Below are 20,994 nucleotides of genomic sequence, written 5' to 3' on the forward strand. Positions count from 1 at the left end.
GATTTCAATGAAATTTTGTCAAAAACGCTATTTGGTAATTGAATGTCATCGGATACCCTATTCCTCACTGATCGCTTCTTTATAGGCCGCTGATATCTCTTTTACCCATCCAGCAATCTTATCAGCTAAATCTTTGCTTTTAAATTTTTCCCAAGAATCAAATGTAAGTTGTGGTTGGTTTTTCAATTCTTCAATTTCCGAAAACCAAGCCCAATTGAGACGGTTAGTATAAGTTACCGACTTCAAATTAGAAAGTTTAATTTTCATTGCCTTTCTGATTTTTTCATCGGGATGATCATGTCCAAGATGCATTCCTATTGCCACTACTCCATTTCCCAACCAATAAAGCATCACTTTTTGTGTAGTGCTTTCTTTAAGATAAAAACTAACCTCTGCATCCGAATTTGGTATTATTTTTTTTGACAATTCAATGTTAAATTTGGTTTCTAAATCTGTATACATTTTAATCGCCTTGATAAGATTCTCACCAAATTTTTGGAATAATTTATTATGTGCCGAATTGATCGCATTAAAAGCTTTGAAGCTAAATTCGTCTCTAGTGATGATGTCTATTATTTCTTCGCTCATTTGATTGTCGGGGTTTTGGTTAGTCAATGTTTTTATTCCTGCTAAATACTGGGTTAGGGTTTCACGAATTACAGGTTGATCGATACAGCCCAACCTGCATTTTTCAATCCAAGAGAGAATGTGGTTGGAAAATGAAATTGGAACATAATCTTTAAATTTTCCATGAACACCACTATTATTCCCTTCAAGAGTTAGGAAAATTACTTTGCTATTCTCACTACCGGATATTTTTCGTAAATAATTCTTATAGCGCTCAAGTTGTTGAATCTGTTCTCCAGCAAAAATCTTTACCTCAATAGCATAAGCTACTTTACTACTTTCAATTAAAATATCAATTCTTCCGCCCTCAACCTGATCCCAATCTACTTTGCCAATTGATTTTTCAACAGTAACCTGAAAATCAGATGTTGATTCACTCTCAAGATCCAATTCTTTCAAAAAAAGCTTTAGAAATTTATCTTTTTGGAAATGGCCTGCCTTGGGATTTAATAGATACCCAATAAATTTATTGTGCAAAACAGTTTCATAATAAAGTAGATTGCAAGCATGAATAAAGCTAAATGCCTGTCCTGTAGAAGCATATGATTTTTCATGGTTTTTAACAATCAAACCTGCTTGGGTTATTAAATTTCGGACATTATCCATATCAAATAATTTTTAGGAATTTGTGGAATTTAAATTAAGAATGCAAGAGATGTAAAAATCTACCCCAATCCCGGATCTTTAGCCAGAGTTTCCAAAATCCATTCATCTGCTTTAGCAAAAGCACTCCTGATGGATAAATTCCCATGAATATATCTGAGTCTGTCCAAATTAAGAATTTTTTGAAAAGTCTTTCCTTCTACATTTCGAATGGCCTTGAAAGCATTATTTTTCCTTCTTTTTCCTTCAAACCTAAATGGAACGGTGACCAGCATTTGAAGGCCCCCTTGATTTCTTTCCAATTGGTTTCCAATTGCCTCATAAAGCATTGTACCAGAAATATTACCCAAACATGCAACAACAGTTACAATTCCGGTTTTTTGTTCTAATGCTGATTTTAAATCCGGACTAATTTTAAAATCAGGTAGGATATCCGGTTTTTGTACCCTCAAATCCCCAATATTCATAAATGTGGAATTGGGAGGAGAAAAATGAAAATAATCATAATTAAAGGCACATTCCATCGGTCTCAAGTCATTGACAATAGTAAAGCTTTCAAAGTCCAGTTTACTTCCATGCTTTAAGATTAAATTTGTTGCTGAACTCCCCAAAGCAACTAAATGGCGCTTTTCAGGTTCTTTTTGAATAGGAATTAGGATGGCAGGAGTTGCTACCAAAATCGGCAACGCTTTGACAAAGTCTCTTCTTTTCATAATTAATTAGGTTAATCAATCAGGAAATTATACTTCCATCCTCCTTTGAAATCAACTTCAATTGGTGTAGGATTAGTTTTGTTTTTTTTAGCTATTCTTGGAATGTTGTTGATTATTGGCCGAAAAAAATCTTTCATCTCCTGAATGAGATTTGAAAAATTGCTTTTCTTGTTAAAAATGTAGCAGGCAAAGTAATCTATTGCCCTAAAATTTATTGACAACAGAACTCCGGTTTGAAGTAAAGCAAATTCTTCTAAACTGGTTTTTGCCCGAATTAGATCAAAGGCCAATGTAATATGATAAGGTTTATCTTTTGAAAAGAAAATAAGCTCCTTCTTTAAAATATATTTCAATTGGAGAATTGGGATGAGTTCTTCGGGAATAAATTTTTTCTTCAAAGCTTCAATATCCCCAATCTGATTAAACCACAAATATTTAAGAACCAAGCGTGTCCTATTAAAATCGCAGTCACTGAAAACATCCAAAAAACTGATCACCAAACTACCCCTTGCATCCGAGGGAGCAAATTCAAACAAAGAAATATCAAGACTTTTCCGATCTCTTAAAAATTCCTCAATTCTTTCAAAACCTTTACACTTATCATATTGGCAATCTACCTCTAAGAAAAAATCATAGAGAAAATTTGTGAGGACAATTTTTGGAAACACATGATAAGATGTTTGAAAGCCCAAAATTTGGCTTTCCCGTGATAGTGCATTGATATCCCTGTTTTCCCATAGAATAACCAACTCGCTCTCCCAACCCAATAATTCCATCAAATCAATCAGGATAGCTTTCGCTTTCTGTTCCTTTCCATACCCAATAAGCTGGATGAAACTTGCTTTGTCTTTAGAATGAGTGCCAAGCCAAACTGGCTTGAGTTTTCCTAAAATCTCATCTAAAAAGCAACTCCACTTGGGATGTAATTTCCGAATGGCCAAAGAAATGATTTCAAAATGATCTTGTTTGTTCATGCCCCAATATTCTTCCTAGCCTCAGCCAAAACATGTCTTTTCATAAAAAATTTATCTAAATTCATCCTCAGCCATAATTTGTCTTAAGCTAATTCTAACTTTAACCAATGAGCAAACTGGAATCTCTTTTTCGTCAAACTGAAATCATCAAAATTGCCCAAAAAGGGAATTTTGGTTGGGAGCATTTGGATCAACACCTGAAGCGAAAGGAAGAAGACATGGAATATAAGCTATGTATCTCCAAACGGACACTAACCAGAGACCTAAAAGAAATTGAGAGGTTCTTTGGGATTTGTATCGAGTTTAATCAGAAGACAGGCCAATATGGAATCAATAATGAAGAAAGCTTTGCCCAGAACCTTCCTCTTTTGGAGACCTTTGATTGGCTACAGATTTTTGGTAAGAAGGGAAAAGTTCCACCTTACCTAATCTTTGAAAATAGAGTAGCAAAAGGAATCGACAATCTACTTCCATTAGCCAAGGCCATAGAAAACAAGCAATTGATCAGAATCCAATATGCTAAATTCTGGCTTTGGGAAGAAGAAATGAGAGTCCTTAAGCCACTTGCCCTTAAGGAATTCAAAAACCGGTGGTATCTGCTGGCAGCGGATGAAAAAGATATTTTTAAAGTTTTTGGATTGGATCGAATAAAAAGTTTTGAAGCAATGCCCAACTACTTTAAAGCCATGTCAGTGGATTTTGAAGGTCATTTTAGGGATGTTTTTGGTATAATCAATACACAAATCAAACAAGTTGAGGAGGTCATTTTAACTTTTACTGAATTCAAAGGCCGTTATATCAAATCCCTCCCTTTGCATCACAGTCAGGAAATCCTCGTTGATAACGGCAATATTCTAACCATCCGTCTAAAAGTCAAAATTGAGTACGAATTAGTAGCAGAAATCCTTTCCCATGGAGACGAAGTGCGGGTGGATGCTCCTAATGGATTGAAAGATTTGGTAAAAGAAAAGGCTGCGAGAATGATTAATGGAATTCTACCGTAATCCCCAATGGGTTTTCCATTACATCCTGTTAAATTGTTTTTGTATGTATTGATACTTAAAAAATGCCCAAACCCATCTACCCTTCCTATCTCCTATTTCTTGCAATTCTTCCGGCACTCTTTCTTGGAACCTACACCATGGCTTTTTCTGAGGTTCCGAGAACTTTTTGGATGATGAATTTTGGTTTCGGCATTATGGGCATCGCTTTGCAATGGGTGTTCTTCAGGATTAGACCGGTTTTCAAAAAGGTGAACCCCTACCCCATTATCCTGATATCGATACTATTATTGCTGCTGACTTTTTGGGATGATGGCTACCAGGATGTCCACAGATGGGTCATAATTGGGAACTTTAAGGTCAATATTGGTTTGATCGTAAGTCCCTTGATTCTGATCCAGATTCATAAAATGGAAAATCAAATCATGGCCCTTTTGGTTTCCTTACTTTCAGTTTTGATTTTCCTTTTTCAACCCGATGCTTCATTGGTAACCGCTTTTTCAGCAGCTGCAGTTATGTTACTAATCAGGAAAAATAGCTCCAACATCACCAAAGGCTTGATTTTGATCGCCGCTATTGGTTCTTCCGCCATGGCTTGGTACAGATTGGAAAGTTTGCCTGCTGTCAGTTACGTGGAAGATATCTTATCACTAGCCTGGAAAATCAGCGGGGTTTTTGGCATTTGTTCAGTGCTTTCTTTAGTGTTGTTACCCCTTCCGTTTTTTGTATTGGCCAGCAAAGAAAACAGAACAATGGCTTACAGTTTAGGTTTGTATTTCTCCATGATTCTGTTGGCTACCCTTTTTGGAAACTTCCCAGTGATGGTGATGGGTTATGGAATTTCTCCGATTATCGGATATTTCCTTGGATTGATTTGGTTGGGGGATGGGGTTTCGAATTGGGATAAAGATTAGGAAATTAAATTTTCCATTCATTAACCTATTGATGATTCGAACGTCTGGATTTAAATTCGGATATTAGAAAATAAAAAAATAAACAAATGGCAACAGTTGATAAAATCAGGAATGGATTGATTGATAAGATCCTTTCCATCAATGACAAAGACTTTCTTGAAGCTCTTGACAAATTGATTTCTTCAAGTACCTCACAATCGGAAATTGTTTCATTAACTAAAGATCAAAAGGAAATGCTACAAATGAGTGAAGGAGATATTGAAAATGGAAGATTGATTTCACAGGAGGCAATGGTCAAACGAAATCTTGAATGGCTAAACGAATTGTAATCTGGACGAGAACAGCAGATGTTCAATTTGTTGGGGTTCTAGAATATTGGGTGAAAAGAAATAAATCAAATTCATATTCAAAGAAACTACTGACATTGGTTGATAAAAAAACCAAAGAAATTGCCACATCGCCTTTCATTTATAAGTCAACAGATTTTAAGGACATAAGAGTAGCAACTTTGGGTAACTTCAGCATTTTTTACAAAGTTTCTGACGATCAAATTATCATCACCGCATTTTGGGACAACAGACAAGACCCGAAAAAACTATTGGAAATTTTAAAAGAAAATACATAATAAATCACATTATACTGTGATATTGACGGTAATGATCTATCTTTTTTTTCCTTCTCACCAGAAATCACATTATACTTTGAATTTATTATTGATAGAATCCCCACTTTTTAATTTCCCACCAATTCTCCCCTCTCCCTTAGACCCTTTGTGGGAAATACCTATCTTTGCACCTCGAAATAATTTAGCCAAAAATGATTACTGTAGATAACCTCTCCCTCAAGTTCGGCAAGAGAACCTTATTTGATGAAGTAAGCCTTAAATTCACACCCGGCAACTGCTACGGTGTCATCGGTGCCAACGGTGCCGGAAAATCCACTTTTTTGAAAATCCTCTCCGGAGATCAGGACAGCACTTCCGGTTCGGTACATATCACCCCGGGCCAAAGGATGGCCGTTTTGAAGCAAAACCACTTTGAATTTGATGAGGTAGAAGTGCTGAAAGCTGTCATCATGGGCCACAAAAAACTCTATGCCATCATGGCCGAAAAGGACGCCATCTACCTGAAGGAGGATTTTTCTGAGGCTGACGGGATCAAAGCTTCCGAACTTGAGTCGGAGTTTGCGGAAATGGACGGTTGGAATGCCGAATCCGATGCCGCTTCCCTACTTTCAGGTCTTGGCATCAGTGAAGACTTGCATTACATGAAGATGAAGGAACTTGCCGGTAACCAAAAGGTAAGGGTCCTCTTGGCACAGGCGCTTTTTGGCAATCCTGATATCCTGATCCTCGATGAACCTACCAACGACCTTGATGCCCAGACCATCAATTGGCTGGAGGATTTCTTGGTGAATTTCAAAAACCTCGTGATCGTCGTTTCCCACGACCGTCACTTCCTCGATGCGGTTTCTACGCATATCGTGGACATCGACTTCAGCAAAATCAGAATTTATTCCGGTAACTATACCTTCTGGTACGAATCTTCCCAATTGGCCGCCAAGCAGAAGTCGGATCAAAACAAGAAGGTCGAAGAAAAGAGAAAAGAATTGCAGGAGTTTATCTTGCGTTTCTCTGCCAACGTTTCCAAATCCAAGCAGGCAACTTCCAGGAAGAAAATGCTCGAAAAACTCAATGTGGACGACATTCAGCCTTCAACAAGGAAATATCCGGGCATCATCTTCAAACCAGAAAGAGAAGCAGGAGATCAGATTTTTATGACCGAAAGTCTGGAATTGAGAGATGCCAACGCAATCTATTTCACGGATGTGAACCTGATGATTGACAAAGGAGACAAAATCGCGTTTATCTCCAAGACCAAGCAGGCCGTCACCAAGTTTTTCCAGACCATCATGGAAGAAATTCCTACCCAAAAGGGAAGCTTCAAATGGGGCGTGACGATCAACAAAGCCTATTTGCCAAATGACAACTCCAAGTTTTTTCAGACAGACCTCAACCTGATCGATTGGCTCAAGCAATATTCGGCCAATCAGGAGGAGGCGTATGTGAGGACTTTCTTGGGAAGGATGTTGTTCACAGGGGAAGAATCCCTCAAGAAATGTGCAGTGCTTTCCGGTGGGGAAAAAGTGCGCTGCATGATCTCCAGGATGATGCTCCAAAATCCAAATCTCCTCGTCATGGACGAACCTACCAACCACTTGGACTTGGAATCCATCACGGCATTCAACAACGCTATTATTGATTACAACGGAACGGTGTTGATGACCTCCTATGACCACGCCTTTGTGCAGTCCACTGCCAACAGGATCATCGAGTTTACCCCAAAAGGTACTATCGACAGAAGGATGCCTTATGATGATTACCTTGAATCAGAGGAAATAAAGGCGCTTCAGGCGAAGATGTATAAATAGATTTGAGACGCAAGACGTGAGACGAGAGACTTTGATGGTCCAAATTACAGGAGTATTTCTAAAGTAAGATATTTGATGGATATTGGATATTAATTGATATTTTGTTCTGGCTAATCCCAATATCCTATATCAATCAGTATCCATTTATATCCTAATTTAGTAAACCACCATTAATTTATAGCCAAAGTTGCTAGTAATTGCTATCATCATCTACCTCTTAGCCACTGTAGCGATAGGTGCCTGGTCATCGAAGCTGGTCAAAAACTCAAATGACTTTGTGTTGGCAGGGAGGCAGTTGCCTCTTTTTTTGTCGGCCTCGGCTTTGTTTGCGACATGGTTTGGATCGGAGACCATCTTTGGTGCTTCTTCCGAATACCTCGAATCCGGTTTGCAGGGCGTAATTGAAGATCCTTTTGGAGGGGCACTTTGTCTGATTTTGTTTGGAGCTTTCTTTTTGAGACCGATGTACAGGATGAATGTCCTGACTTTGGGTGATGTTTATAAAAAAATCTTTGGTAAAAGGGTCGAGTTTTTCGCCTCCGTCTTTATGGTCCCGGTTTACTTCGGGTACGTGGCTGCACAATTGGTAGCTATGGCCTTGATTTTTACAACTGTTACCGACTTGACCATTCAGCAGGGAATTATCATCAGTGCGGTAGTCGTGGTCTTTTATACTTTCCTTGGAGGAATGTGGGCGATATCGATTACTGATTTCATTCAGACGACGCTGATCGTGGTGGGCTTGGTTTGGGTAGCTGTTTTGGTAGCCCAAAAAGCCGGAGGGGTGATGCCGATTTTAGAATCTGCTCCTAATGGAAGTTTCCAGTTTTTACCGAATCCCGACCCGATTTCATGGCTCAATTATCTAGGCGCCTGGATGGTTTTGGGTTTGGGAAGTATTCCGAGTCAAGACATTTACCAAAGGGTCATGTCTTCCAAATCTGAAAAAGTCGCCGTCCAATCCACCTACCTTGCCGGGGGATTTTATGTAACGATTGGTCTTTTGCCCTTATTCATTGCGCTTGGTGCCAAATTTCTTTATCCCGAAATCTACCTCGAAAACAAACAGCTTCTCCTCCCTGAAATGGTCCTCCGGCACAGTGGGATGCATGTTCAGATCCTGTTTTTTGGAGCATTGATCTCTGCGATTATGAGTACGACGAGTTCGGGATTGTTGGCCCCTTCCGCCATTTTATCAGAAAACATCATCAAACCCTATTTTGGATCAAGGTTAAAAGAGAAATATTTTCTTTGGATCCTGCGGGGCAATATTGTGGCCGTTGCCCTGATCGCAACTGTCATGGCACAATGGAAAACCAATATTTATGAGCTTGTGGCAGGAGCATCGATCCTGTTGTTGGTCTCCTTGTTTGTACCACTTACTGCAGGATTATATTGGAAAAAAGCCTCAGAAATGGGCGCTTTGATGTCAATTGTCTTTGGGATGATTGCTTACCTTGTGTTGGAAATGTTCGAATCACCGATTTATACCCACATTCCGGCTTTGGGCGTCAGCGCTGTCGCCATGATTGTGGGAACTTTGATTTTCCCTAAAAACAAATACCATGCTCCCCTATCCCATCATCAAACTCCTTAAAGGAAAAGAGATTTCAAGTCTCAGGAAACACCATTGGATTTTTTCGGGGGCGATTGCAGCCAAAGATGAGGCCCTAAAAAACGGAGAATTGGTACAGGTTCACAGCCATAAGGACCAACTTCTCGGTGTAGGCCATTTCCAATACGGCTCGATCATGGTCAGGATGGTGAGTTTCGAGGAGGAAATAATCGACCTGGAGTTTTGGAAAAAGAGACTTGCCCAATCCTATCGTCTGCGTGAAGCGATCGGGCTGACAGACAATCCGGAAACCAATGTCTATCGGTTGGTTCATGGTGAAAGTGACGGGCTGCCAGGGTTGATCATTGATTTTTACAACGGCACCGCTGTCATCCAAACCCATCATATCGGCATGTATAGGCACGTGAAGGAAATCAGTCAGGCTCTTCAGGTTGTATTGGGATCAAAACTGCAATGTGTCTATGACAAAAGCGCGGAGACTTTACCAAGGGATTTGGGGGTTGAAAACAGGGTGGTCTTTGGTCAACCCGATACCAATATGGTGGTGGAATATGGCTGTCAGTATGAAATCGATTGGGAAAAAGGACAGAAAACAGGCTTTTTTGTTGACCAAAGAGAAAACAGGTTCTTGCTTGGCAAATACAGCAAAGGGAAGAAAGTACTCAACACCTTTTGTTATTCCGGTGGGTTCTCGGTTTCGGCCCTGAAAGCCGGAGCATCGGAAGTCCATTCGGTGGACATTTCGGCCAAAGCCATAGAACTGACAGACCGAAATGTGGCCTTGAACGCAGGATTTGAAGGAAAACACCAATCCATCGTCGCTGATGTGGTGAAGTACATCCGCGAAATCGAACCCGACTTTGACATCATCGTCCTTGATCCTCCTGCTTTTGCCAAAAACCTAAAAGCCAAACACAATGCCGTACAGGCTTACAAAAGGCTGAATCTCGAAGCGCTCAAGCATATCAAAAAGGGAGGAATCCTTTTTACATTTTCCTGTTCGCAGGTAGTGGACAAACAGCTTTTCGCCAATACCATTACAGCAGCAGCCATGGAAGCAGGTAGGAATGTCAAAATCCTCCATTACCTTTCCCAACCTGCCGACCACCCGATCAATATTTTCCATATGGAAACGGAGTATTTGAAGGGGTTGGTGGTTTATGTGGATTGAGGGGGAAGTACGAAGTAGGAAGTACGAAGTAAAAAAAGACCGATGACGAATGACGGATGTTTTGGATGAGAGAAAGAAAAAGAATTCTTTGATATTTGAATGTATCGCTTGTAAAAATGTCAAGAATAAAGAAATCTTATCCTTGTCACTTCGACCAGAGGGAGAAGTCTTTAGGAAGTAGGAAGTTTGGAAGTTGGAAGTTGGAATAAAAGACCGATGACGGATGACGGATGTTTTGGATGAGAGAAAGAAAAAGAATTCGTTGATATTTGAATGTATAGCTTGTAAAAATATCAAGAATAAAGAAAACCTATCCTTGTCAATTCGACCAGAGGGAGAAGTCTTTGGGAAGTATGGAAGTTGGAAGAATGGAAGAATGGAAGTTATGGATAAAAAGACATTCCGATTGTGATAACATAAGCATATAAAAAACTATCCTTGTCACTTCGACCATAGGGAGAAGTCTTTTGAATCGTGTAAATATTTTAGAAAGTATCCTTATTTATTCCCTGCATTTGCCGGATTATAGGAATTAGGCTTAATTTGAAACAAAAATAAAAAACGAAATATGTACACAGGATTACAACATCTACATTCCGGTCTGGCTTACCTGGCCTTGGCTGCTTTGGTCATCGTGATGATTTACGCATTAATCGGCTCATTGGGCGGCAGGGAATTTACCGAAAAGGACAGAAAAATTGCCATGATCGGCTTCATCTTGGCCCATATCCAATTATTGGTTGGCTTGATCCTCTACTTTGTAAGTCCTCTTGGATTTTCATTGTTGACAAGTGGTAATGCCATGGCCGATAAAGTTGCAAGACTGACTGCCTTGGAACATCCGGTAATCAATATCCTTGCGATTATCATCATCTCCGTTGGATATATCCGTGCCAAGAAAATGACTGAAAGCCGTGCCCGCTTCCGCTCCATTTACATGATGTATGCGATCGGATTGGTTTTGATTCTGTCAAGAATCCCTTGGTCAAGCTGGTTGGGTTGATCAGTAATCAGTATCCAGTGGGCAGTTTTCAGTAAACAGTATTCAGTACCCAGTATTCAGTGGGCAGTTTTCAGTAACAGTATTCAGTGGGCAGTTTTCAGTAGGCAGTTTTCAGTAAACAGTATTCAGTGGTCAGTTGGCACTAGGCTGACCACTGAGGACTGATATTTTGGTCTTGAAAACTATGTACTATGGACTTTGGTCTGTGAACTATTTCAAAACATACATTTCCACCAATTTTTCAGCGCATCGCTCTCCATCCATAGCCGCGGATACGATTCCTCCGGCATATCCTGCGCCCTCCCCACAGGGAAACAATCCTTTGATGATTGGATGCTCAAAACTCTCTTTGTCCCTCGGAATACGTACAGGCGAGGAAGTACGGCTTTCCACCCCAATAATCTGCGCGTCGTTGGTCAGGTAACCTTTCATTTTTTTACCAAAATCAATAAATCCCTGTCTCAATCTTTCTGAAATAAAATCCGGTAAAACTTCATACATATCCGCAGATTCCAAACCCGGCTGGTAGGAAGTGGCCAATAAACTTTTGCTGACCTTTTTCTCCGTAAAATCAACCAATCGTTGTGCAGGAGCCGTTTGCGTTTCACCGCATGCTTTCCAGGCTTTTTGCTCCACTTCGGCCTGAAACATCATCGCAGCCAATGGTCCGTACTTCTGGTATTGGGGCAAATCCTCCAATTCGACGGCCACGACTATTCCTGAATTGGCAAACTTGCTGTCCCTCCTACTCGGACTCATGCCGTTGACGACTATCTCGCCAGGAGAAGTGGCCGCAGGCACGATAAATCCACCCGGACACATACAAAAAGAAAAAACGCCCCGCTGCCTTCCTTTGAAAATGGTCTGATTGACCAAAGCGTAGGATGATGCGGGCAGGTATGGACCGCGGTCAACTTCACAGTGGTATTGGATACGGTCGATCAGGTTTTGGCTGTGCTCGACCCTGACCCCTAAGGCAAATGGCTTGGCCTCGATCAAAATTTTTTTGGAATGGAGCAAATGAAAAATATCCCTGGCAGAATGTCCCGTGGCAAGAATTACCCCTTTTCCTAAAATCCTTTCTCCGGTATGTGTGGTGATTCCCTTGATTTCATTGCTGTCCAAAATCAGGTCAGTCACTTTCGTTTCGAACAGAATCTCCCCTCCTGCGTCAAGGATGCTCTTTCGCAGTTCGGCCACTAAAATGGGTAATTTATTGGTACCGATATGGGGATGTGCATCGACCAGGATATCTTCCGTGGCACCATGGGCAACCAATATTTCCATGATCCTTCGGATGTCCCCTCGCTTTTTGGAACGGGTGTAAAGCTTGCCGTCAGAGTAAGTGCCTGCCCCACCTTCTCCAAAACAATAATTGGATTCAGGGTTGACGATATGGTCTTTGTTGATGGCGGCGATATCCCTTCTCCGGGCTCTGACATCCTTGCCCCGTTCGATGAGGATAGGTTTCACACCCAATTCAATTGCTCTCAAAGCTGCAAAAAGTCCTGCCGGTCCTGCCCCGACTATGATAACAGGTTTTGCATTGCTCACATTTTGGTAAGCTTTGGGAGTTGTTAGGAGTGGCGTTGGGGCTTCATTGACAAATACCTCGGCTGTCACATTCACCCTGACTTGCCTTCCCCGTGCATCTATGGAGCGCTTGACCTGACGGGCATAAGCATTAGGCTGTTCTGCAGAAATTCCCGCTCTCTTTAGCGCCGTTTCCCTAAAAACCTCCTCGTCATAAGCTTCCTGTGGGGACAATTGAAGTAAAATTTCTTTTTTCATTTTGTAAGGTATTTATCCTTAAATAGATATGAGATATGAGACGTGAGATATGAGATTTGGGATTTGAGATTTGAGACGTGAGATGCGAGACTTGAGACGAGTCCTTCGACTTCGCTCATGGTCCAAAAGAATCAAGAAGCCAGAGCCAAAATTCGAGAAACAAGAATCGGGTGGGAGATTTACCTCTTACCTTTCACCTCTTACCAAACCGTCCAACTTCCAAACTTCCACCCTCGTACTTCGTACTTCGTTTTATTCTTCTCCAAAAACCTCCTTGACCACCCATCCTTTGCCCCACTCCTCTTTTTCTTTTTCTGTCCAAAGCTCCGGGTAGAAAATGACTTTCTGAAAGCGTGGCGGTAAGTATTTCTGCCAATTGGTACCACCTGTAGCGGCGATATCGACAGGGTCGCGATGGAGGTATCTCACCGCCGATTTGTAATGCGCCAATGGCCAAAAGAAATTTGCCTTCAGGTCAAAATCTTTCATCAGCTTGGTCAATTCCTCGTCTTTGTCTGTACAGGCAAGGTATTTTCTCCAGATATTATTGTTCTTGTAATTTGCAATGAATTCCTTCAACCTTTTTCCGTATTTGGCTTCAAAGGTTTTTAAGGTCAATGTTTTTTCGCCCGTGGCCAACTCCACAGCACCATGTTGCCAATAGAGATTTTCGAACAAAACATCGGCATTTTGCTCGACCTGCATCTTTTCCCTAATATCCACAAACAGCAATTGTTGGGCATCACAGGCCAGGATTTCAATCACCCGATATTGTGCACTTTGAAAACCGCTGGAAGGCAACAAAGACATCCTGAACTTGAGAAACTGCTCCTTTTCCATCCCTTTCCACATCACCGCAAAAGAAGAAATCAACTGGTCAAAATACATATTGACCCGCTCCAATCTCTCTTTGAAAAACTTCCCCTCCAAAGGTTCTTTTTCGGCAATCTGTTCAAGTTCCCAAATGATCAGCTTGAAATAAAGCTCCGTGATCTGATGGTACATAATGAAGATTTTCTCATCCTTGAAGGAAGTTCTGGGTTGCTGCAGAGACAACAGAATATCAAGATTAATGTAATCCCAATATGTCAAATAATCCGCGTACAACAAGCCCTCAAGGTAGTGGGACAGGTCCTGACCCGAAGCTTTGAATTTTTGCTGAAGCAGCTCTATTTTATCTAAAATGTCTTTTTGGGTCTGGGCTGGGCTCATGTGCTAATTTTTTGTTCAATTAGGTAGTTTTTTATCGGCCTTCTTATTTATTTCAGGCAGGATTTGAGCAATACGCTGCAAAAATCCGTTTTAAATAGCAATAAACCAAAAGAGTCATGGAGCATACCGCCACCGCACACAAATCTTTGAAACAGGACCTTTATGAAGGTGCTGATTTTTATCAGGTCGATGACTTGTTGACCGAAGAGCATCTTCTCATCCGTTCATCCATCAGGGATTTTGTCAAAAAAGAAATCAGTCCATATATAGAAGATTGGGCACAAAGAGCCCATTTTCCTTATGAAATCGTCAGGAAATTCGGAGATGTGGGTGCTTTTGGCCCACAGATTCCCGAGGCATACGGCGGCGGCGGGCTTGATTATATCTCTTACGGCATCATCATGCAGGAGATCGAGAGAGGTGACTCAGGCATGCGGTCTACGGCTTCTGTTCAGGGTTCTTTGGTGATGTACCCGATCTATAAATTCGGTTCTGAAGCCCAAAGAATGAAATATCTTCCCAAACTTGCTTCAGGCGAGATGCTTGGCTGTTTTGGACTGACAGAGCCAGATCACGGTTCTAACCCGAGTGGAATGAAGACCAACTTCAAGGATATGGGAGACCATTACCTCCTCAACGGTGCCAAAATGTGGATTTCCAATTCACCAAAAGCAGACATCGCGGTCGTTTGGGCAAAAGATGAATCCGGAAGAATCCACGGCCTGATTGTAGAAAGAGGGATGGAAGGATTCACTACACCGGAGACCCATAACAAATGGTCATTGCGGGCTTCCTGCACCGGAGAATTGGTTTTTGACAATGTGAAAGTTCCGAAAGAAAATATCCTGCCAAACAAATCCGGATTGGGTGCGCCATTGATGTGCCTGGATTCGGCAAGGTATGGCATCGCTTGGGGAGCATTGGGTGCAGCGATGGATTGCTACGATTCGGCTAGAAGGTATGCGATGGAAAGGATACAGTTTGACAAGCCGATTGCTTCCTTCCAATTGATCCAAAAGAAACTTGCAGAGATGTTGACCGAAATCACCAAGGCGCAGTTATTGGTCTGGAAACTCGGCAAAATGATGAATGAGGGCAAAGCCACGACCGCACATATTTCATTGGCAAAAAGAAACAATGTTGCCATGGCATTGGAGATCGCACGCGAAGCCCGTCAGATCCACGGCGGCATGGGCATCACCGGAGAATACCCGATCATGCGCCACATGATGAATCTTGAGTCGGTGGTCACTTACGAAGGGACACACGATATTCATTTGCTGATCTTGGGGCATGAGATTACGGGGATAGCGGCGTTTAAATAGGGTTTATTTCCCGCAAAGGCGCTAAAACGCAAAGAAATAGGTTTCCGGATATTGTTTCCCACGAAGTCACGAAGGCACAAAGGAAAAGGTTTTTCAAGGTTTGTAAAAATTGTTTCCCGCACAGGTGCTGAAACGCAAAGAAAAGGTTTCCTGAAATGGTTTCCCACCAAGTCACGGAGGCGCAAAGGAAAAGGTTCAAAGATTGGGGAAATTGGTTCACGCAAAGACGCATAGGCGCAAAAGAAATATTACCACTGAGGGCACTGAGCTCACAGAGAAAAAACCCTCCCTTTTTTAAGTCCAAAAATCTCAATTTACCCTCTGAAGTCTCTGAGCCCTCTGTAGTGAGTAATTTTATCGACTAATTTGGAGATACAAAAAAATCCCCTTCCGGATATCTCCGAAAGGGGTTCTTATAGTTTTTATAAAAAAGCTACCGTTAGTTTTTTTCCAAGTACCCGGCAGAACAGTATTGGAGTTGAATTTAAACCTAGAGAACATTCCGCTTCTCTTTGTTCGTAAAAGCTATTTCAAATCCCATTCTTTAGCCAGTCACGTTTTGCAAAATGCTGCTTTGGATTAGAAACTGGTAGGGAATGGGGAGAAAATGGTTAAATCAAATGGAGGAAAATTAACTAATATAAGACTTAAAGAGGAAATTAAAGGAGATGCATGAAACACTAAAAAACTCGGAAAACGGAAATAAATTCCCAAAAGAAGTTTTCATCGGTATTCAGTTTTGGGGAATACAAAGGGAAAAGCCACAAATCATCAAACTCAAATAAAGAATTTGATTTTGTACAATAAAGTTACCCAACCTTTGACATCCCAAAGACTAAACAAAGGTCTTTGTTTGGCAAAAAATGAAAACTCAAAAAATGATTTTGGTGATTTTTAATAATTCAATTTGTCCCTAAACGAAGATCTAGCTGTCATTCCAAAACAAAAATCATAAAACACCTTTACTTCAGCTCTTGAGAATTCATTCCCTTCCGAATACTTTATCTGACATGATGCTTTAGGAAGAAAAAAAAGAACCTGAACAAACCTTACCGACGGTTGGCCGGTAAAATTTATCCAGGTTCTTATTCAATTTGTATTCTCAGTTCACCGGTTTTCACCGGCATTCAGCATTATTCAAATATCAACTGCAAACGCTGCGGAGCAAGGTAATTGTTATAATCCAGGATCAGGATATACATCCCTGCCTGTTTGGCAGACCCTGAGAAATCCAGACTGATGGTTTTTCCTGCACCGATTTCTGCCTGACCTTCGGTAAGCTTCGCACCGTTGATGCTGTATAGGACATATTTCACCATTCCCTCCTGGAACCTGCTGTCCACAATACTCACCCTTCCATCTTTCACAGGGTTAGGGAAAGCTTTCAGAGAAGGTTCACTCATGACTTCCATGGTTGGTCTTTCCTTCTCCGTGACTTCATTTTCCACGTTGCCCTCCTCATTTGCCATTCTGAATAAATTATTTTTCAGAATCGTGAAAGTAATGGTACTTACCGTACCGGCCGTCCCTCTTCTTTTTGTCATAGAAAATGCCCTCGCCGTAACCGTATAGGTCCCTGCAGGCAATGACCTTCCCGAGTAATTGCCGTTGGTATCACCGAACAATGCATATGGTGCAACATTTTCCGTGATGGTACGATTTAAAGGTCCGGAGATCGTGATGAAAACACTTCCCACCACTGATGGATTGGTATTAGCCCTGATGTTAAGGTTCAACCCCTGTACCTGATTCTGGTTGATCTGCATCCCGTTTGTCAGAGTAAACATATCAACATCCGTTCGGGAATTGATCAAAGTAAAGCTGGTAATGGCTAATGAAGGTGCACTTTGGGTGACCGTCACTTTCTGGATCACTACCGCAGCATCATTTCCGGAAGGATCCTCCGCTGACCATGTGATGGTGGTCTGCCCGACCGGATAGGGATCAGTCAGAGGCTTGCCGTCACTCCTTACTCCTGTGACGGTGGCAGAACAGTTGTCAGATACCGAAGGCAGAGGAACCGACACACTGGTGACTGTCTGACCTGACGGTACGGTTACACTGATATCAGATACTGATCCTATCACCGGCAATTCATCATCTGCTACAGTTACATCAAAGCTACAGGTCACCTGATTGCCTGCTGCGTCGGTAGCTGTGTAGGTTACTTTTGTTGTACCCACGGGGAATACTGCACCTGACTCAAAGTTACTGACTAAGTCTACAGAGCCGCTGTTGTCGGTCGCAGTCGGAGCAGTCCAAGTAACTGCCGCACTGCAGTCCCCCGGATCGTTGGACACGGTGATGTCTGTCGGACAGTTGCTGATTATTGGGTCTACCGCATCAGCATCTTCCGTGATTGTCACTGTAAAGCTGCATTCGGCGGTATTGCCTGCTGCATCTGTTGCCACGTAGGTAACGGTAGTTGCCCCTATAGGGAAAGTTGCTCCGCTTGCCAGACCTGATTTCAGTTCGATACTTGCTCCTGTACAGTTGTCGCTGAAAGTCGGCGTGGCATAAGTAATAACTTTGCCTGTTTCTCCAAAAACCACTGTTTCGCTGACATTGGCAGGACAGGAGATTATAGGGTCTTCGGTATCCTCAACCGTTACCTTAAAGCTACAGGTCACCTGATTCCCTTCTGCATCGGTAGCGGTGTAGGTCACTTCTGTTGTGCCCACGGGGAATACCGCACCGGGCTCAAAGTTGCTGACGAAGTCTATAGAACCGCTGTTGTCGGTCGCCGTCGGAGCAGTCCAACTGACTGCGGCACTGCAGTCACCCGCATCGTTGGATACGGTGATGTCTGTCGGACAGTCGCTGATTTCCGGGTCTACTGCATCAGGATCTTCTGTGATTGTCACTGTAAAGCTGCATTCGGCAGTATTGCCTGCTGCATCTGTTGCCAGGTAGGTAACAGTAGTCTCCCCTAAAGGAAAAGTTGTTCCGCTTGCCAAACCTGCTGTCAATTCCATTTTTGCTCCTGTACAGTTATCGCTGAAAGTCGGTGTTGTATAAGTTATTATTTTGCCGGGTACTCCAAAAACCACTGTTTCGCTGACATTGGCAGGACAGGAGATTATGGGATCTTGGGTATCCTCAACGGTTACGGTAAAGCTACAGGTAGCCTGATTGCCTGCCGCATCGGTAGCGGTGTAGGTAACTTCTGTCGTGCCCACAGGGAATACCGCACCCGGCTCAAAGTTGCTGGTAAGGCTTACTGTACCTTTGTCATCCGAGGCTGTTGGTGCAGTCCAGGTAACTGCGGCTTCACAACTGTCCGCGTCATTGGAAACGGTGATGTCTGTCGGGCAGTCAGCGATCACAGGTGCGACACCATCAAGGCAAATTTCCTTTGTTTCACCGAACCCATATTGTCCATTACTGCTCGCCAATACAAGGCCTCCCTGGGTGAGTTTGTAAGATCCTCCACCGTCCCCAAAGCTATCTCTAATAACAAAATCATAACATCCTGCGGGCAGGCAAAATTCCTCCTTTCTAATAGAACCCAAAAAACCGGTATACCCGCCTCCGGATCTGATAACAGAACCGTCTTTATTCTTAAGTTCCCAGCTTACCTCACTAGGATAATCATCAAGAATAAGCTCTAATTCTATCAAAATGCTACCGCCGGGGCATGCTACATTGATTTCCCCTGCCGCCTGGCCTATTCGTATCCCATCACTTACTGTCAAAACTGGTTTAAATAATCCAGGATCCAAGTAAATATGGCTTGTATTCTGACCAGTTCCAACACTCCCATCACCAAAATCCCAGGTGTAAGTCAGCTCTTCATTTTCTGCATCACTTGAGCCTGAAGCATCAAAGTTCACTGTAAGAGGGGATTCACCTGAAATGGGGTCGGCCTGAAAAACGGCAACCGGAGGTGTATTATTCGGGTCAGCTGCCAACAAGACTGCCCCGTATGCATTGACTCTTCCATGACCAAAGCTATTGTCCCTCCCAAGAGTTCCCATATCAATGGCAGAGGAATACAATATGTTTTTTACTTCAGCGTCTGTCAGGTCGGGATTAACGGAAAGTACAAGGGCTGCCACACCGCTCACTACCGGGCAGGCTGCAGAGGTACCCGAAAATGAATTGGTATATTTGTCGTTGGGGTAGTTATTTGGATTTAACCCATTGTTATATCCAGGAGTACCGGTCAGGTCTATGGTGGTTACCCTTGCATTTCCATTGCCACTGGAGGGCGCTGCCAAGTCGAGTGCTGTACCTTTATTGCTATAAGCCGCAATCACGCCATTATTTCCAAAGGCACCAACTGCAATAACATTAGGGTTACGAGATGGATAGGCAGCACAATCGCTTCTTCCCTCATTCATTGAACAAAACACCAATATAGATCCCTTTCCACCCCTTCCTGTGGTGACCGCATATTCAATAGCAGCGTCAATGGCATCAATTTTAAAATTACAAGGCTGACCATTATAACCCCAAGAACTGCTGATAATATGTGCACCGTTGTCTGCAGCCCAAGTGTAAGCCGCAGCATAATCAGAAGCATCTTCTTCTCTTGTGAATATGTTGATGGGCTGGATTTTAACATTGGGAGCGACGCCCATGACCCCTATACCGTTATGCGAGGCGGCAACAATACCTGCGCAAGCTTGTCCGTGTTCATTTAATCCTGCAGGGTTATTCCCAGGCCTTCCGTTCTCCAAAGGCCTTGCAGGTGTAAAGCCATTGATCACATTTCCTAAATCCTCGTGTTCCTCTACCCCTGTATCCACCACAGCTACGATAATGTCAGCAGAACCTGTAGTGATACCCCATGCCTCGAGTGCATTGGAGTCGGCATCATTCAGTCCTGGAACTCCATTGATCAACTGCCCAGTATTGTGCATCTGAAACTGGTCAGAAAAGTAAGTATCGGCTACAAAAGTTTCGCGAAAGAGCGGATTGCCCTCAATACCGAAAAGTGGGTTATCAGAAGAACCATTTGCTTTTTTGTCTAAATCTTTTTCGTCTGTATGCTCGATTTCAGCATAAAAATCAGGGTGTGACCATGCTGCCAAGCCGCTTTCATAGATGAGGTTGGACAGGGTCAGGGTATTTTGCATATCTGCCACCTTTAAGATCACCATCTCATGGTCGGTCTTCAGATAAGCAGCCCGGTACTGCTTCATCAGTTGTTGCAGGTCTGAAATAGATTTCCCAGGCTTCAATTTTAACAAAACTTTGTTGGTCGGCCACAACTGCATTCCACCTTCCACCTGAAATGCAAAAGCGGAGCTTTCTATCTCACCGGTATTAGAGAAATAATTGGTGTTTAACTGTCTTGAAGTTACATTTTGACTGGCGTCAAACTTCAGAATTGCTCTCTTCTTGTTTGGCTGAACTTCGATTTTTTCCAAAGATTGCGAGGACCGCATGCCGGCCATTGTTCGCTGAACATTCGCATTTTCATTAAACTGGATAATCGTGGAAGATCTGTCTTCGATCAAAGGAATTTTTCCGCCCCCGCTATAAAAGTAGAGATCTTGTGCCCCAACACTCCCGATGCTGAAGAAGGTGATCAAGAAAATTCCAATCCAAAATGGGATATTCCGGAATGTCCGGATCAAGCAAAAATCAGAGTAGTTTTTTTTCATAAAGGGATAAAGTTTGCGGTTTGGGTATTTGGAAAATTAAAT

The 20,994-nt window shown here is 42.4% G+C and carries 15 protein-coding genes; 9 read left to right on the top strand and 6 right to left on the bottom strand.

The annotated features are described in order from the left end of the window. Nucleotides 1–57: 57 nt before the first annotated feature. From DQW11_RS03485 to DQW11_RS03495, 3 genes are read right to left on the bottom strand one after another with little or no spacing between them, the layout of a single operon-like run. Nucleotides 58–1,233: a PDDEXK-like family protein gene (locus DQW11_RS03485; RefSeq protein WP_113922598.1), complete on the bottom strand. Its 1,176-nt coding sequence runs from the start codon at nt 1,231–1,233 to the stop codon at nt 58–60. A gap of 59 nt (nt 1,234–1,292) precedes the next feature. Then, the gene (locus DQW11_RS03490; RefSeq protein WP_113922599.1) at nt 1,293–1,943 is read right to left on the bottom strand and encodes a hypothetical protein; all 651 of its coding nucleotides are present in this window, start codon (nt 1,941–1,943) and stop codon (nt 1,293–1,295) included. A gap of 11 nt (nt 1,944–1,954) precedes the next feature. Then, nucleotides 1,955–2,719, bottom strand: a complete 765-nt coding sequence (locus DQW11_RS03495; RefSeq protein WP_198669836.1) for a hypothetical protein — start codon at nt 2,717–2,719, stop codon at nt 1,955–1,957. Between the two features lie 305 nt (nt 2,720–3,024). Between DQW11_RS03495 and DQW11_RS03500 the strand changes: the two genes are divergently transcribed. The 8 genes from DQW11_RS03500 to DQW11_RS03540 all read left to right on the top strand — a co-directional run bounded on the left by DQW11_RS03500 (nt 3,025) and on the right by DQW11_RS03540 (nt 11,012). Next, nucleotides 3,025–3,921: a helix-turn-helix transcriptional regulator gene (locus DQW11_RS03500; protein WP_113922601.1), complete on the top strand. Its 897-nt coding sequence runs from the start codon at nt 3,025–3,027 to the stop codon at nt 3,919–3,921. A 62-nt stretch (nt 3,922–3,983) separates the two neighbouring features. Beyond that, nucleotides 3,984–4,832, top strand: coding sequence for a hypothetical protein (locus tag DQW11_RS03505; protein WP_113922602.1), 849 nt, complete (start codon nt 3,984–3,986; stop codon nt 4,830–4,832). Nucleotides 4,833–4,918: 86 nt separating this feature from the next. Then, nucleotides 4,919–5,161 carry a hypothetical protein gene (locus tag DQW11_RS03510; RefSeq protein ID WP_113922603.1) on the top strand — a complete coding sequence of 81 codons (243 nt, stop codon included), beginning with the start codon at nt 4,919–4,921 and terminating at the stop codon, nt 5,159–5,161. Further along, nucleotides 5,143–5,457: a type II toxin-antitoxin system RelE/ParE family toxin gene (locus DQW11_RS03515; protein ID WP_113922604.1), complete on the top strand. Its 315-nt coding sequence runs from the start codon at nt 5,143–5,145 to the stop codon at nt 5,455–5,457. The genes DQW11_RS03510 and DQW11_RS03515 overlap by 19 nt, the downstream gene beginning before the upstream one ends. Nucleotides 5,458–5,648: 191 nt before the next feature. Continuing rightward, a complete protein-coding gene (locus tag DQW11_RS03520; RefSeq protein WP_113922605.1) occupies nt 5,649–7,262 on the top strand; it encodes an ABC-F family ATP-binding cassette domain-containing protein in 1,614 nt (537 codons plus the stop codon). A 187-nt stretch (nt 7,263–7,449) separates the two neighbouring features. Continuing rightward, a complete protein-coding gene (locus DQW11_RS03525) occupies nt 7,450–8,859 on the top strand; it encodes a sodium:solute symporter family protein (RefSeq protein WP_113922606.1) in 1,410 nt (469 codons plus the stop codon). After that, complete coding sequence (locus DQW11_RS03530; protein WP_113922607.1) at nt 8,828–10,009, top strand: class I SAM-dependent rRNA methyltransferase; 1,182 nt, start codon at nt 8,828–8,830, stop codon at nt 10,007–10,009. Before DQW11_RS03525 ends, DQW11_RS03530 begins: the two co-directional genes overlap by 32 nt. A gap of 568 nt (nt 10,010–10,577) precedes the next feature. Further along, the gene (locus tag DQW11_RS03540; protein ID WP_113922609.1) at nt 10,578–11,012 is read left to right on the top strand and encodes a hypothetical protein; all 435 of its coding nucleotides are present in this window, start codon (nt 10,578–10,580) and stop codon (nt 11,010–11,012) included. Nucleotides 11,013–11,222: 210 nt separating this feature from the next. Here the strand turns inward: DQW11_RS03540 and DQW11_RS03545 are convergent, their stop codons facing one another. Together DQW11_RS03545 and DQW11_RS03550 are read right to left on the bottom strand one after the other, a co-directional pair. Beyond that, nucleotides 11,223–12,803, bottom strand: a complete 1,581-nt coding sequence (locus tag DQW11_RS03545) for an NAD(P)/FAD-dependent oxidoreductase (protein WP_113922610.1) — start codon at nt 12,801–12,803, stop codon at nt 11,223–11,225. Nucleotides 12,804–13,055: 252 nt separating this feature from the next. After that, complete coding sequence (locus tag DQW11_RS03550; RefSeq protein WP_113922611.1) at nt 13,056–14,015, bottom strand: tryptophan 2,3-dioxygenase family protein; 960 nt, start codon at nt 14,013–14,015, stop codon at nt 13,056–13,058. 116 nt (nt 14,016–14,131) lie between these two features. On the opposite strand from DQW11_RS03550, the gene DQW11_RS03555 reads away from it, so the two are divergent. Then, complete coding sequence (locus DQW11_RS03555; protein ID WP_113922612.1) at nt 14,132–15,340, top strand: acyl-CoA dehydrogenase family protein; 1,209 nt, start codon at nt 14,132–14,134, stop codon at nt 15,338–15,340. A 1,133-nt stretch (nt 15,341–16,473) separates the two neighbouring features. On the opposite strand, the gene DQW11_RS03565 is transcribed toward DQW11_RS03555, so the two are convergent. After that, on the bottom strand, nt 16,474–20,952 hold the full coding sequence (locus DQW11_RS03565) for an HYR domain-containing protein (RefSeq protein ID WP_113922614.1): 4,479 nt from the start codon (nt 20,950–20,952) through the stop codon (nt 16,474–16,476). Between the last annotated feature and the right edge of the window lie 42 nt (nt 20,953–20,994).

Origin of the sequence: Cognataquiflexum aquatile (assembly GCF_003316845.1) — a bacterium.
Lineage (GTDB): Bacteria > Bacteroidota > Bacteroidia > Cytophagales > Cyclobacteriaceae > Cognataquiflexum > Cognataquiflexum aquatile.